This window comes from Microbulbifer echini (assembly GCF_041447225.1).
GTDB lineage: Bacteria > Pseudomonadota > Gammaproteobacteria > Pseudomonadales > Cellvibrionaceae > Microbulbifer > Microbulbifer echini.
Genome location: NZ_JBGMEL010000015.1, coordinates 1 through 13,827, shown reverse-complemented (window position 1 = coordinate 13,827; position 13,827 = coordinate 1). Strand labels below are relative to the sequence as shown.

At 51.8% G+C, this 13,827-nt stretch carries 11 protein-coding genes; 8 read left to right on the top strand and 3 right to left on the bottom strand.

Annotated features, from left to right (window positions below; translation table 11 throughout):
* Positions 1-63 precede the first annotated feature (63 nt).
* A complete protein-coding gene (locus tag ACCI51_RS14635) occupies positions 64-219 on the bottom strand; it encodes a hypothetical protein (protein ID WP_371844271.1) in 156 nt (51 codons plus the stop codon).
* Positions 220-314: 95 nt separating this feature from the next.
* On the opposite strand from ACCI51_RS14635, the gene ACCI51_RS14630 reads away from it, so the two are divergent.
* Positions 315-1,436, top strand: a complete 1,122-nt coding sequence (locus ACCI51_RS14630) for an efflux RND transporter periplasmic adaptor subunit (protein WP_299584282.1) — start codon at positions 315-317, stop codon at positions 1,434-1,436.
* Positions 1,437-1,454: 18 nt separating this feature from the next.
* A complete protein-coding gene (locus tag ACCI51_RS14625) occupies positions 1,455-4,523 on the top strand; it encodes an efflux RND transporter permease subunit (protein WP_371844269.1) in 3,069 nt (1,022 codons plus the stop codon).
* Positions 4,524-4,559: 36 nt separating this feature from the next.
* On the opposite strand, the gene ACCI51_RS14620 is transcribed toward ACCI51_RS14625, so the two are convergent.
* Positions 4,560-5,624 carry a helix-turn-helix domain-containing protein gene (locus ACCI51_RS14620; protein WP_371844268.1) on the bottom strand — a complete coding sequence of 355 codons (1,065 nt, stop codon included), beginning with the start codon at positions 5,622-5,624 and terminating at the stop codon, positions 4,560-4,562.
* 252 nt (positions 5,625-5,876) lie between these two features.
* Here ACCI51_RS14620 and ACCI51_RS14615 point away from each other — a divergent pair, with 252 nt between their 5' ends.
* On the top strand, positions 5,877-7,094 hold the full coding sequence (locus tag ACCI51_RS14615; RefSeq protein ID WP_299584290.1) for a hypothetical protein: 1,218 nt from the start codon (positions 5,877-5,879) through the stop codon (positions 7,092-7,094).
* Positions 7,095-7,114: 20 nt separating this feature from the next.
* Positions 7,115-8,185, top strand: coding sequence for a hypothetical protein (locus tag ACCI51_RS14610; RefSeq protein ID WP_299584293.1), 1,071 nt, complete (start codon positions 7,115-7,117; stop codon positions 8,183-8,185).
* A gap of 11 nt (positions 8,186-8,196) precedes the next feature.
* On the opposite strand, the gene ACCI51_RS14605 is transcribed toward ACCI51_RS14610, so the two are convergent.
* Positions 8,197-8,676, bottom strand: coding sequence for a DUF4124 domain-containing protein (locus ACCI51_RS14605; RefSeq protein WP_371844267.1), 480 nt, complete (start codon positions 8,674-8,676; stop codon positions 8,197-8,199).
* Between the two features lie 459 nt (positions 8,677-9,135).
* On the opposite strand from ACCI51_RS14605, the gene ACCI51_RS14600 reads away from it, so the two are divergent.
* The 4 genes from ACCI51_RS14600 to pssA all read left to right on the top strand — a co-directional run bounded on the left by ACCI51_RS14600 (position 9,136) and on the right by pssA (position 13,411).
* Positions 9,136-10,872 (top strand): acetolactate synthase 3 large subunit, encoded by a 1,737-nt coding sequence (locus ACCI51_RS14600; RefSeq protein WP_371844266.1) that lies wholly within the window; start codon positions 9,136-9,138, stop codon positions 10,870-10,872.
* An 11-nt stretch (positions 10,873-10,883) separates the two neighbouring features.
* The gene (gene ilvN / locus ACCI51_RS14595; RefSeq protein WP_299584301.1) at positions 10,884-11,375 is read left to right on the top strand and encodes an acetolactate synthase small subunit; all 492 of its coding nucleotides are present in this window, start codon (positions 10,884-10,886) and stop codon (positions 11,373-11,375) included.
* A gap of 24 nt (positions 11,376-11,399) precedes the next feature.
* Positions 11,400-12,425, top strand: a complete 1,026-nt coding sequence (gene ilvC, locus ACCI51_RS14590; RefSeq protein ID WP_371844265.1) for a ketol-acid reductoisomerase — start codon at positions 11,400-11,402, stop codon at positions 12,423-12,425.
* A 110-nt stretch (positions 12,426-12,535) separates the two neighbouring features.
* Positions 12,536-13,411 carry a CDP-diacylglycerol--serine O-phosphatidyltransferase gene (pssA, locus tag ACCI51_RS14585; protein ID WP_299584307.1) on the top strand — a complete coding sequence of 292 codons (876 nt, stop codon included), beginning with the start codon at positions 12,536-12,538 and terminating at the stop codon, positions 13,409-13,411.
* Positions 13,412-13,827 lie beyond the last annotated feature (416 nt).

The following is a 13,827-nucleotide window of genomic DNA, read 5'->3' as shown; positions in this document are numbered from 1 at the left end:
TAGATGAATTCCATCTATTTCAGTATCGGCCGCGACACATCCTTGCTCGCGTTAACCTATCTATTAATTTGCCGAATTAATACTTTCAGTGCCAGCAAGAACTGGCGCTGTATATCCCCAGCCGAAAAGTGGCATCCCTTTATCTTCTTCGTTTTCCTGTTGGCGATGACTGAGTGCAATGGCGCGAGCGTTTAGCGGTAGATACCGTATTTTCTTCATAAACTGAACTCTGTAGATTGCTAAGTGCGAACACCGTACTGGGCAAATTTTCTAGCTTGTCGATTTACGGCATTTTCGTGAGTGATTGGGGGTAAATGATCAGTAAACGCATGATGCTAATGCTGCTTGGTTGCCTGATGCTTTTTGGCGGTATATTTGCGTATAAATTTATTGGCAGTTACATGGTGAATCAATTCCTCGATACCATGACCCTACCGGCACCCACAGTGACCTCGGCGAAAGCGGAGCAGCAAAATTGGCGAGAGGATTTAAGTGGGGTTGGCACTGTTCGTGCGGTGAACGGTGTTGAAGTCACCACTGAGGCCGAGGGGGTTGTGAGTGCCATCCATTTTAAATCTGGGCAGTACATACACAAAGGCGACCTTCTCGTGGAAATATTTGCCGAGCCAGAGAAGGCCCAGCTACAGGTTCTCGATGCGGAGCTGCGTTTGGCCAGGCGCAATTATGTGCGAATTAAAACCTTAACCGAGCGCGGAGTAACCACCGAAGCGGATCTGGACACTGCGCGCAGTACTTTGGATCAGGTCGTGGCCAATATCGAAGTACAGCGTGCCAGGGTAGATCAGCGCAGAGTTGTAGCACCATTTAGCGGTGTACTGGGTATTCGTCGCATAGACCTGGGGCAGAATGTCAGTCCTGGGGAGGCGGTGGTTTCCCTGCAGCAGCTGGATCCTATATTTGTCGATTTTTCTCTTCCCGAACAGAAATACGCCATGGTGAAGGCGGGAATGTCGGTCAGCCTGACAACGGATGCTTTTCCCGAAAACATTTATCGCGGAAAAATCACTGCGGTGGACCCAAGGGTAGATAATTCCAGCCGCAATTTTCTTATACAGGCCACATTGAATAATCCAAAGAAACACTTGCGCCCAGGCATGTTTGCCCAGGTTTCGATACAGATTGAAGCGAGCCGCCGTGTATTGGTGGTGCCCCGTACGGCTCTGGTATTTGCACCTTATGGCGTGTCGGTTTTTGTATTGGAAAAGAATGAGAAAGGTAACACCATCACAGCGAATAAGCGCTTTGTGAAAACTGGGGAAGAGCGCGGTGATCTGGTGGAAATTGTACAGGGATTATTACTGGGTGATGAGGTGGCGAGTAGCGGTCTGCTTAAATTGCGCAATGGCGAGCCGGCCATTATCAACAATGAAAACAAGCCGCCGGAGAATCCATCCCCAAACCCTGGGAATAGCTAACTTCCGCAGGGGGGCGTGGTGAACTTCACAGAGATTTTTATTCGCAAGCCGGTATTGGCTTCTGTGGTTAGCCTTTTTATTTTTTTACTAGGCCTGCGTTCAATCACTGAGTTAAATATTCGCCAGTATCCAGAATTGGAAAATGCGGTCATCACTGTGACCACGGTCTATGTAGGTGCCGATTCCGATCTGGTACAGGGTTTTATTACCACGCCCCTGGAACAGGAAATTGCTACGGCTGATGGTATCGATTATATGGTGTCGACCAGCGTGCAGGGGCTTTCCACGATTAATGCCTATGTACGATTTGACTTCGATCCTAATGAGGTGCTCACCCAGGTCGTGGCCAAGGTTAATAAGTTGCGCAGCGACTTGCCTGAGGAATCTGAAGACTCCAGTGTGGAAATGCAGCAGGGCGAGACCACGGCTGCCATGTACCTGTCGTTTTCCTCGGGCATCCTCGCCAATAACCAGATCACCGATTACCTGGTTCGGGTAGTACAGCCCAAACTGGCCACCGTAGCAGGTGTGCAGCGCGCGCGCCTGCTGGGAGATAGCACTTTTGCTATGCGCGCCTGGCTTAAACCTAAGGAAATGGCTGCGCTGGAGGTAACCCCGGAGGATGTGGCCAACGCTCTGCGCGATAATAATGTTTTATCCGCGGTAGGGGCCACCAAGGGCTCGAGAGTGGCGATGGAAATACGTGCAGATACGGACATTTCCCGTCAGGTGGACTTTCGCAATCTGGTGGTGCGCGCCAGCGGCGATCAATTGGTACGCCTCAGGGATGTAGCCGAAATTGAGCTGGGTGCAGAAAATTACGATAGCTCGGTCACCTTTAATGGGCAATCAGCGACGTTTATCGCGATCGAAGTGGCGCCAAATGCAAATTCCCTGGATGTCATTAAGCGTGTTCGGCAAAAGCTGCAGAGTGAAATTTTTCCGCAGCTGCCCGAAGGGATGCAGGGGGAAATCCCCTATGACAGCACTGAATATATCCAGGATTCTATTGCAGAAGTCGTGCGCACAATTATCGAAGCGGTAATCATCGTAATTGTGGTGATCTATCTGTTTTTGGGGTCCCTGCGCAGTGTTCTGATTCCCGCTGTGGCACTTCCCCTGTCCTTGGTGGGTGCAATGTTCCTGATGTTATTGATGGGTTTCTCTATCAATTTACTCACTCTACTCAGCATGGTTTTGGCCATCGGCATAGTGGTGGATGATGCGATCATTGTCTTGGAGAATGTACATCGCCATATCGAAGAGGGGCTCGCTCCCCGCGAAGCGGCTATCGTGGGGGCACGAGAACTGGCCTGGCCAGTAGTGGCCATGACCACTACTTTAATCGCTGTTTATATTCCCATAGGTTTTCTCGGAGGTCTTACCGGCACTTTATTTATCGAATTTGCTTTTTCCCTCGCCGGCGCTGTATTGCTGTCTGGTGTGGTGGCGTTGACCTTGTCTCCGATGATGGCGGCGAGAATTCTAAAACCACGGGATAGCGGGGGAACGCGCTTGGAGGTCTGGTTGGAGCGGCGTTTTGCGGGTTTACAAAAAGGTTTTGAAAAACGTCTGCACAATTCGCTGGAAGAGCGAGAAGTAATTTTATTATTTGGTTTGATTGTCCTGGTAAGTTGCTATTTCCTCTTCATCACCTCACCGCAGGAATTGGAACCGATAGAGGATCGAGGCCTGATACTGACCATTTCCACAGCGGATGCCTACGCCACCCTGGATTATGTCGAACAGTACAGCGGGCAGCTGGTGGACATTGCCGATTTGTACACGGAGGTTGAAAATATTTTTCTGCTCAATGGTGCAGGGACTTTTAGTAGCGGTATCAATAATGCCACCGCGGGTTTTGTGCTGGGGCCTTGGGAAAAACGCGATCGGGATACTGCACAAATGCAGGCGTTGATCAGCAAGGATGTACGCAATATTGCCGGGCTGAAAGTGGCGGTGGTGGTGCCGCCGAGTTTGCCCACTGCCGGCGGGCAACTCCCGGTTGAATTTGTGATTGGGGCAACTGAGCCGATGGAGAACCTCTCGGCAGTTGCCAGTGAAATTATGGCGAAGGCATTACAGAGCCGAAAATTTATTTTTTTGGATTCTGACCTGAAAATTGATAAGCCAAAAATCGTTATTGAAATTGACCGGGAGAAGGCGGCTACGATGGGGGTGGATATGGCGGACCTAGGGCGTGACCTGGGCGCTATGTTATCCGGCGCCTATATTAATCGTTTTTCCCTGGATAACCGCAGTTACAAGGTAATACCACAGGTCGAGCGGATTGACCGCCTGACCTCCGAGCAACTGGCGCAATACTATATTCGCGCAGTTAACGGTGACCTTGTCCCTGTAGCGACTCTGGTGAGGCTGCGTGAAACCGTGGAACCTCAGCAATTGAAACGTTTCCAGCAGCTCAATGCCGTAACGATTTCCGGGGTGCCGCGTCCCGGTATCACCTTAGGGGAGGCACTGGCGGTGCTGGAGACCGCGGCTGAGGAAATACTGCCTGCGGAGTACTCGGTGGACTACTCCGGTCAATCCCGCCAGTTCAAAACTGAGGGCTCTGAATTAGTGGTAACTTTTTTCTTTGCCTTAATCGTGATTTACCTGGTGCTCGCCGCCCAGTTTGAATCTTGGCGCGACCCGCTCATCATGCTGGTCACCGTGCCCATGAGTGTCTGTGGGGCCATGATATTTGTCAGCCTGGGGTTGACCACGCTGAATATTTACACGCAGGTGGGATTGGTGACTTTGATTGGTGTTATTTCCAAGCATGGAATTTTGATCGTGGAATTCGCTAATAAATTACAGCTGGGTGGGTTGGATAAGCGTGCAGCTATCGAAGAGGCTACCTCAATTCGACTGCGCCCCGTACTGATGACCACGGCATCACTAGTGCTGGCGATGGTACCGCTGCTGATTGCTTCGGGCCCTGGAGGCGGGGCCCGTTTTGCTATGGGCCTGGTTGTGGCCTCGGGTATGAGCATAGGAACACTGTTTACGTTATTTGTCGTACCGGCTATGTACTTATATTTGGGGCGCGACTACCAGGCAGTAATAAAAGCGCGAGGGAGATAACGCAGTTCGTTTGGGGGGATGTTTGGCGTCGCTGTTTCAGACGTCGAGGATACCCCTTGTGGTATTGCTTCGGCGGAACTCACTGGGAGTTACTCCCTCGTGCTTTTTAAAGAATCGGGTGAACACGGCCCGTTCAGCAAAGTGCAGTTTTACCGCAATGCTCTCGACGGATTCACTGGAAGACAGAAGTAGCCGTTTCGTTAGGGCTAGGGTGACGCTATCTTTTAGCTCCTGAAAAGTGACCCCCTGCTCTTTTAATCTTCTTTGCAGGGTGCGTCCACTGGTGCGGAAGTGGGCGGCGGCCTGCTTGATGGTGACTTCTTCGCTGAGTATGTGCTTCTCCAGCCACGAGCGCAGGCTGGCGGCCAAATTGTAGCTCGACAAAGTGTTGTGCAGAACGGTTTTGAGAATATTGCGGCTCTGACTACGCAGCAATTTATGGTAGCTGGGGATAGGGAAGTCTAGGGTTTGTGGGCCCAAGATTATAGCGTTGGCATTGCTGTTGAACTCTATTGGACACTGGAATATCCGAGCGTAAATAGAGTCATCTTTAGGTTGGGGGCTACGTAACTTTACACTGCGTACCTCGGTAAATTGGGGATTCAGAGTGCGCAGTAATTCTGCGATACGGGCCATCAACATCTCGGCCAGGAAATGGTTTACCTGTTCACTAAATAATTCCAATCTCCAGTGCAAATTTAGAGTTTCAAACTCTTCTTCCTGCTTAGTTTCGAACCTCAGTAGCGGTGCTAGCGTTTGAGACAAAACAATTTCCGCAGGCCTCAGGATTTCCCGTGGGCGTCGCAGAGAAGGTTGTGCCTCAATAATGGTTTCCTCGAGCCACAAAATAATGGGGAAACGACTAAAGCTGAGCCCCGGTGAAGAAACGGGGGAGAGCGCCACCAGGTTTTCTATAAGGGCATTGAATTCGCTATAACTGAGCCGCTCGCTTTCGCGGGGATTCCAGCTAAACGTAAAAGGCAGGCGCTCAATCAATATCCCGATGGGGATACCGAGGCGCGCAGCAGCAGTTACAAAATAAGGTGCAAAAATTTTAGGCACGCCGGCGTGGCCGGACATATTTTTATTCTGGTCTCTCATGACTCTTTGCCGTCCGGGTGGCGTTGGCTGGATCATAGCAAAGGCGCTTTAAACAACGAAAAGAAAAATGTGAAATATGACGATGCGGTCGCCTCATGTGGCGTACTGGATCATCCTCTGGCGCGTTAAATCCTATTGCGATGCCAGTCTCACCGGATAACGTGCAGAGGTCTGCAGCGTGTTGCGAAACGGATACCTTGAGACTCTGCGGTCAGTAAATTTCCACTTATAAAATTATAAAGGTTGATAACCATGACTCTGTCTAAGCGACTGGGCGCAGGCCTGTCTGTTTTTTTTGCTGCGATGGTAGGTGCTTCTTCAGCGGTAGCGGAGAACTGCTATATCTTGGTCCATGGACACGGCGTTGAGGGGCACACAACCAGTACAGATAATGATGGGAGTTTAGTGCAGCCGGCACTGGATTACTGGAGTGAAACCTATTTTGATGAATATAAAAACAGTAGCTTTATTGATCAGCTGCTAACTAGTGGCGGAAACTATGGCGTGGTGGGGTACAACTCTACCGATGAGGGTGAACTTCCCTATTGGCACGACCAAACTTCGGGAGAAATTGCCCGGCAAATTCTTCAGATCCGCAGTGGGGCTGGGGATAGATTCGAACACGACAAGCAGTGTTCTGCAGAGGATACTTTTTGGATTATTTCCCACAGTCAAGGTGCTGCGCAGATGATGTATATCGCGGGTAACGCGGTTGAAGGATCACCGTACTACAACCGCGCTTACGATCAGTTCGATACCGATACAGAAATGCAGGAAGTTAAGAAGTGCTCGACCACTTGGTATGGCAGCAAAAGCTGTAAAACGGTTACCCAGGAAGTGCAGGTTGCCAGCCTGAGCGATGTGAATGCGGTTACCGTCGATTTCGATAGTGCAATTAGTGGTGTGGCTGCAATTTTTACCACCGGCGGTGCGATCACAGGTACCGAGGGTGTCGACCGGATTTGTAACGGCACTTGGTATGACGAGGTAATCAACGATCTATTCTTTGGTCGAGAGTGTGCCGCCGTGCGCTATATGCAGACGAACGATATTTATACCGTACGCAATTATGTGGGCACTAACTTGGCTGCACCGGTCTATACCATCGGTGGCTATGCGGGTTTCCCAGGTGCGGAAAGTGTTTCCTCAGCACTGCTAAATGGCGAAGATGACGGTTATATCAATCTCGCCTCCCAGATGAACTGTTCCGGCTCCGGCAAGCGCAATCTCTGGTCCAATCTAAAGCAATACGATACTTTTATGGGCATTGCCTACGGCAGCGCAACGTTCTCCTGCGATAACGACAACAAGGGTACGGCTCGCTCTTATAACTTGGCCAGCATCTATACCGACCACGATGCCCAGCGCAATGGCGGTATTATGTCCCCGGATTACGATGGCATACCCGATGGCCTGGACTGCGGTGTGGGTAAAAATAGTGCCGGCCGCATCGCCGCCTGTACCGAGTAGTTTTTAACGGGAGAGAGTTCATGCCTGCCAACAACAAGCGTCGATTAACCATCTTTGCAAGTATCGTCTTTATCACCGCTGCCGTGGTTTATTGGAGCACTGGTGAAGGTGGGGAAGTATCCTCGGCGGTTGTTGCCAAGGCTGAGGCGGGAGGGCTAGCCGCCCGCCAGCCCCAGCGGGCAGAACCCCGACAGGTCGATCCTGTGCAGGAGGTTTCGATCGAGGATGAATCTGTGCAGGTTTGGCAGGAGATCCAAGCTAAGCCGGTCAAGACCGAACTGCACCAATCCCTGCTCTCCGATTTGGCGAAATTTCACCGTTATCCACCGGGTAATCGCTCCATTAAGAGTGTCTCACAAGATCCGATTTCCCAGACCCACGCCCCGGATCAGCGCACGACCTACAGTGACAATGGCGATACGCTGACCCTTTGGACGGATCAGAAATTCTATCGGTATGGGGATGCCGTGCGGATCTATGCCTATCAAACAGACAGCAACGGGGTCAAGGTGCCGGCGGAGCTCACTGCCCTGATGGTGCTGGACGATCAACATGTGGTGGGCTCTTTGACCTTTGAGGATAGCAATGGAGACCGGGTTTACGAAGCGGAAATGGAGGCGGGGATTTACCAGGGAGAGTCACTGCCAACGGGTATCTACAAAATCATTGTAGATACCGATATCGATGGTCTGCGTGATGCCGCTGCGTTCACCTTGTCGGAAGACACCGGCAGCTACACCGGTAATTTGCGTGATTCCGTCACTAGTGAGGGCGATTTACTGGTGGAGGCCGAGGTAGAGGTGCTGCAGCAGGGGCGTTTTTACTTCCGCGGTTCCCTCTACAATGATGAGCAGACACCGATCGGTAGTGCCCAATATCAGGTTGAGCTTTCTCCAGGGCGCCACTGGATTCCCTTAGAGTTTTACGGATTGATGATCCGTGATGCTGAACAGGATGGTCCCTACCTGGTAAAACAGCTCAGCATAGCCAGAGTGACTGTTCCGAGAGCCGACAGGCTGTTTGAGCCGGGTTATTACACCGAGCGTTACAGCCTGGAGCTGTTCAACGATAAGCCCTATAAAGAGCTGTAATGGCAGGGACGTCAGCAGTTATCGCGGATACTTTTTTTCTCATCTGCGATACGCTGCTGGCGCTCGTCCTCGCCCAGCATGCGGTGATTCCCCTGCTCGTCAATTTCGCGCACTCGAGCGTGAGTTGTCAGAGATTTCAGATTTTTCTGCGAGGATTCACAGCGTTGCGCACGGGCTTGAGCTTGTGCACGCGCAATTTCTTCCTCCATTTTTGAAGAGCCTTGGGGTTCTTGTTTATTGGTATTTTGCGGCTCTGGAGAGTGCTTGCTAGCTTCCTGCTTAGCCTGCTCCTCGGTCAGCGCGGCTTGCTGCTCCGACTCCCACTGTTTAAAGCGCTCCGATTTGGGCTTCTTGATGACTTCAACTTCAGCGCTATTGGGCGGTTGTTCACCAAAGTGCACGACGCCGTCTTCATCCACCCACTTGTAGATACCGTTGGCTTGTGTGGCCAGTGCCAGGCCAGAGAATAGCATTGCGAGTGCGATGCGCATTGATTTACCCCTCATCGTTTTAGCTTTCCTTACCCGGCGTATTGTACCGGCATCCTTGGACTTTCCTGTAACTCTCTTAACACTTTTATTCATGTCTATTGACAGTCCAGGTTGTATTGGCAAAATCGACTGCTTCCTCGACGAGTAGTCGTCTCCGCACACCCGCGGCCAGGACGCTAGCTCAGGCGGATCATCCTTCCGCCGCATTTCCGTCGAGAGGCTCTCCCTACCCCTGGAGGCCTGCTAGCCTGCAATTCGGACACTGCGGTGTCGGGTTTGGGCTGGGTGTTTTATTGCAAGCGATGATTTCATCCTAAAAATCGGCATGTAAACACGCAACAGGCTGATATCTGTCACCATTTTCCTTTACAATTGGCGTTCAGCATTCTTGTTGTTCGTTCGGTTAGCGCTTCTTCGGTGATGGCTATCCTACCAACTAGGCAAATTGAGGAGACTCAAGTGGAATTACTTTCCGGCGGCGATATGTTGGTTCGCGCGCTGCAGGATGAAGGGGTAGATCTGATTTTTGGCTACCCAGGCGGTTCGGCACTGCATATCTATGATGCCATCTTCAGGCAGAAGTCCATCAAGCATGTACTGGTACGTCACGAGCAGGGGGCGACCCATGCGGCAGACGGTTATGCCCGTTCCACGGGCAAGGCGGGGGTAGTACTGGTGACCTCCGGCCCAGGGGCTACCAACGCGATTACTGGAATTGCCACAGCTTATATGGACTCGATTCCTATGGTGGTGATCTCGGGCCAGGTGCCCAGGGACAAAATCGGCGAGGATGCTTTTCAGGAAACCGATATGGTGGGTTGTTCACGCCCGATCGTGAAACACAGTTTCCTGGTAAAGAATGCTGAAGAAATTCCCGCGGTGGTTAAGAAGGCCTTCTATATCGCTAATACCGGCCGCCCAGGGCCGGTGGTTATTGATGTGCCCAAGGATGTGACCAATCCCGCAGAGCGGTACCCCTACCATTACCCCGAAAAACTGCGCATGCGCTCCTATACCCCGGCGGGTAAGGGACACAGTGGTCAGATACGCAAAGCGGTTGCACTGCTGCTATCGGCGCGACGACCGGTGATTTACGCCGGCGGCGGCGTCGTACAGGGGGAAGGCTCCGAACTGCTCACGACGCTGGCGCGCCACCTTAACTACCCAGTGACCAATACCCTGATGGGCCTCGGTGCGTTTCCCGGTAGTGATAAGCGCTTCCTCGGGATGCTCGGGATGCACGGCACATTTGAAGCCAACACTGCGATGCATCATGCCGATGTGATTTTGGCGGTGGGGGCGCGTTTCGATGACCGTGTTACGAATACCCCGAACAAATTCTGTCCCGGCGCCAAGATTATTCACATCGATGTTGACCCGGCGTCCATCTCCAAGACGATTGTTGCCGACATACCCATCGTGGGCACCGTCCAGTCGGTGTTGGCAGACATGCTGGAAGCGTTTAAATCCAGTGAGCAGCAGCCAGATCAGTCGGCGATTGTTGACTGGTGGCGGCAGATAGAGGACTGGCGGGAGCGCCACGGCCTCTATACCGCTCCGCGCTATAGAACCGATGGCGCATTAATTATGCCTCAGGAAGTGATTCGTGCGGTTTACGATATTACAGAGGGGGATGCTTACGTCACCTCGGATGTTGGGCAGCATCAGATGTTTGCCGCCCAGTATTACCACTTTGATAAGCCGCGTCGCTGGATCAACTCCGGTGGCCTCGGCACCATGGGCTTTGGCTTACCCGCTGCCCTGGGGGTGAAAATTGCCCACCCCGATAAGGAAGTCGTATGTGTAACCGGGGAGGGCAGCATTCAGATGTGTATACAGGAGTTGTCTACCGCTACCCAATACCATCTACCAGTCAAAATCCTATGCCTTAACAACCAGGCCCTCGGCATGGTGAAGCAGTGGCAGGAGATGCAATACGAAGGGCGCCTATCCAATAGTGTTTACGAAGAATCCCTGCCGGATTTTGTCAAGCTCGCTGAGGCCTACGGACACCTGGGTGTGAAAATTGAACGACGCGAGGATTTACATGCAAAGTTGCAGGAGGCTTTCGCGCAAAAGGATCGCACGGTATTTATCGATGTTTATGTCGACCCCTCTGAGCATGTGTATCCGATGCAGGTCATGCCGAGCGGCTCCATGCGCGATATGTGGCTGAGTAAAACGGAACGGACATAGGGGCTAGGGCGATGCGTAGAATTATTTCGGTTCTGATGGAGAATGAGCCGGGTGCTTTGTCCCGTGTTGTTGGGTTGTTTTCCCAGCGCGGTTACAACATTGAGAGCTTAACTGTCGCGCCTACCGAGGATGCCACTTTGTCGCGGCTAACCCTGGTGACCATTGGTGATGACCACAAAATTGAGCAGATCACTAAAAATCTGAACAAACTCATCGATGTAGTAAAGCTGGTCGACCTCACTGAGGGTTCTCATATTGAACGGGAGCTACTGTTGGTAAAGGTGCGTGCAAACGGCGCCCAGCGCGATGAAGTAAAGCGCAGCGTGGATATTTTTCGCGGGCAGATTGTGGATGTCACTAGCAGTATGTACACGGTGCAAGTTGCAGGTACCGGTGAAAAGCTCGATGCGTTTTTGCAGGCATTAGGAGAGCACACCATCATGGAAGTCGTGCGCTCAGGGGTCTCGGGAATTGCCCGTGGTGAAAAAATATTAAGTGTGTAGATAGCAGGAAACAGGAATTTAGCAATGCAAGTTTATTACGATAAAGATTGTGACCTCTCTTTAATTCGCGGAAAAAATGTTGCCATTATTGGTTATGGTTCTCAGGGACACGCTCACGCCAATAATCTCAAAGACTCGGGTGTGGCTAATGTAGTTGTTGGCCTGAGAAGAGGGTCAAGCTCCTGGAGTAAGGCCGAAAGTGCTGGCCTGCGTGTTGCCGAGGTGGAAAGCGCAGTCAAGGATGCGGATGTGGTTATGATCCTGGCTCCAGATGAGTACCAGGCGAATATATATCGGGAGCAGGTGGCTCCAAATTTAAAATCCGGATCGGCACTCGCTTTCGCTCACGGCTTTAATATCCACTTTGAATTAATTGAGCCGCCGGCCGATGTGGATGTCATTATGATCGCGCCTAAAGGCCCCGGCCATACGGTGCGCTCTACCTATCTAGAGGGTGGCGGCGTGCCAACCCTGATTGCGATTTACCAGGATGCCTCGGGTAAGGCGAAGGATCTCGCCCTTTCTTACGCCAGCGCAAATGGCGGCGGCCGCTCGGGCATTATTGAAACCAACTTCCGCGAAGAGACTGAAACCGACCTGTTTGGCGAGCAGGCGGTACTGTGTGGTGGTGTGTCTGCGCTGGTAACTGCGGGCTTTGAAACACTCGTTGAGGCCGGCTATGCGCCAGAGATGGCTTATTTTGAGTGCCTGCACGAACTTAAGCTGATTGTCGATCTTATGTACCAGGGGGGTATTGCCGACATGCGCTATTCTATTTCCAATACCGCAGAGTACGGCGACTATGTTACCGGGCCGCGAGTCGTTACCGAAGATACCAAGGCTGAAATGAAGCGTGTGCTCAAAGATATTCAGACCGGTAAATTTGCCAAGGACTTTATGCTGGAGTCTCTCGCCGGGCAACCGCGTTTGAAAGCGGAGCGTCGTATCGGGGCGGAACATGAAATTGAACAGGTGGGCGCCAAGCTGCGGGCGATGATGCCCTGGATCAAGGCCAATAAAATTATTGACCGGACCGAAGGCAACGGTTGATCCTTTTTATAAGAAAAACGGCGGGGCTTCCCGCCGTTTTTTTTTGCCCTGTGCGCACATTGGGCAATGGCGTACACTCGCTGGCTGCAAAATGTATTAACGGAGAGTCTATGAGCGTTCAAGGGGATAAGAAGCAGCCCGCGGACCCAGCAAGTGAGTCGAATGAGGAAATTCGTTTACCGATCGACGAGCATATTGAGGAAGAGGTTGCGGAAAACGGCAAGAGAGTACGTGCTCGTGGAGTTTATCTTCTGCCCAACCTGATTACGACGGGTGCTCTCTTTAGTGGCTTCTATGCCATCGTAGCCGGAATGAGTGGCAACTTTGAGGCGGCGGCTATCGCGATATTTGTAGCCATGGTGCTGGATGGTCTGGATGGGCGAGTGGCGCGCTTGACTGATACTCAAAGCGCCTTTGGTGTGCAGTATGACTCCCTCTCGGACATGGTGTCCTTTGGTCTTGCCCCTGCCTTAGTGGCATTTAGTTGGGGTTTGGGCACCTTGGGAAAATTTGGTTGGGCGATCGCATTTTTATATGCGGCCTGTGCCGCCCTGCGCCTGGCCCGTTTCAATACTCAGGTCGATACAGTCGATAAGGGCGTATTTATCGGTCTCGCCAGCCCGACTGCGGCGGCAATAGTCGCCAGTATGGTTTGGGCGGGGCACGATTTGGAGGTCGGTGCAGGTTTGGCAACAATCGCTGCGCTGGTAACTGGAGCGGCTGGGCTCCTGATGGTCTCCAATTTCCATTACACCAGCTTCAAGCGACTGGATTTCAAGGGTAGGGTGCCCTTTGTAATGATGCTTGCAGTTATCCTTATCTTCAGCCTCGTGACTATAGACCCCGCTGGAGTGTTGCTCACGTTGGCCGTACTCTACACACTATCGGGCCCGGCGATGTGGCTATGGGGGCGAGTACATCCGAAACCAGCCAATCAGCCTGGGAAAGCCGATAGTGATAAAGCGAAGGATAAAGAGCTGCACTAATTTAAAAGGATTCCTTTTGGGGTCTGTGTTGCATGACCTTACTTTATAGGTAAGTGGGGATGCGAGCTAACACGGAATTGTGATCGTCGGAAGGTCGGATGCGGCCTTAATATTCCCCTCAAAATAAGAGGGCTGTGCGACAGCTGAAAAAAGTCTTGCACAGAAGCACAGTAATCCGTATAGTTCGCCTCCTCGCTGCTCAGGCAGTAGCGGGAAGGCAGCTCCAAGTGATTGATTTTCTTAAGAAAATTACTTCAAAAAAGAGCTTGCCAAGCACCGAGAGGCCGCTATAATGCACGCCACTCAAGCAAGGACGGAAACGGCCTTGCAGGGATCCGGAAAGCTCTTTGGGCCACACGGATCGCCGAGAAAAAAGCTGAAAAAAACACTTGATTCAGCGACCAGGATGTGTAAAA

Excerpts from the sequence above, each read along its gene's own strand:
- ACCI51_RS14635 (WP_371844271.1), bottom strand. The coding sequence starts at position 219 with ATGAAGAAAATACGGTATCTACCGCTAAACGCTCGCGCCATTGCACTC.
- ACCI51_RS14630 (WP_299584282.1), top strand. The coding sequence starts at position 315 with ATGATCAGTAAACGCATGATGCTAATGCTGCTTGGTTGCCTGATGCTT.
- ACCI51_RS14620 (WP_371844268.1), bottom strand. The coding sequence starts at position 5,624 with ATGAGAGACCAGAATAAAAATATGTCCGGCCACGCCGGCGTGCCTAAA.
- ACCI51_RS14615 (WP_299584290.1), top strand. The coding sequence starts at position 5,877 with ATGACTCTGTCTAAGCGACTGGGCGCAGGCCTGTCTGTTTTTTTTGCT.
- ACCI51_RS14610 (WP_299584293.1), top strand. The coding sequence starts at position 7,115 with ATGCCTGCCAACAACAAGCGTCGATTAACCATCTTTGCAAGTATCGTC.
- ACCI51_RS14605 (WP_371844267.1), bottom strand. The coding sequence starts at position 8,676 with ATGCGCATCGCACTCGCAATGCTATTCTCTGGCCTGGCACTGGCCACA.
- ilvN (WP_299584301.1), top strand. The coding sequence starts at position 10,884 with ATGCGTAGAATTATTTCGGTTCTGATGGAGAATGAGCCGGGTGCTTTG.
- ilvC (WP_371844265.1), top strand. The coding sequence starts at position 11,400 with ATGCAAGTTTATTACGATAAAGATTGTGACCTCTCTTTAATTCGCGGA.
- pssA (WP_299584307.1), top strand. The coding sequence starts at position 12,536 with ATGAGCGTTCAAGGGGATAAGAAGCAGCCCGCGGACCCAGCAAGTGAG.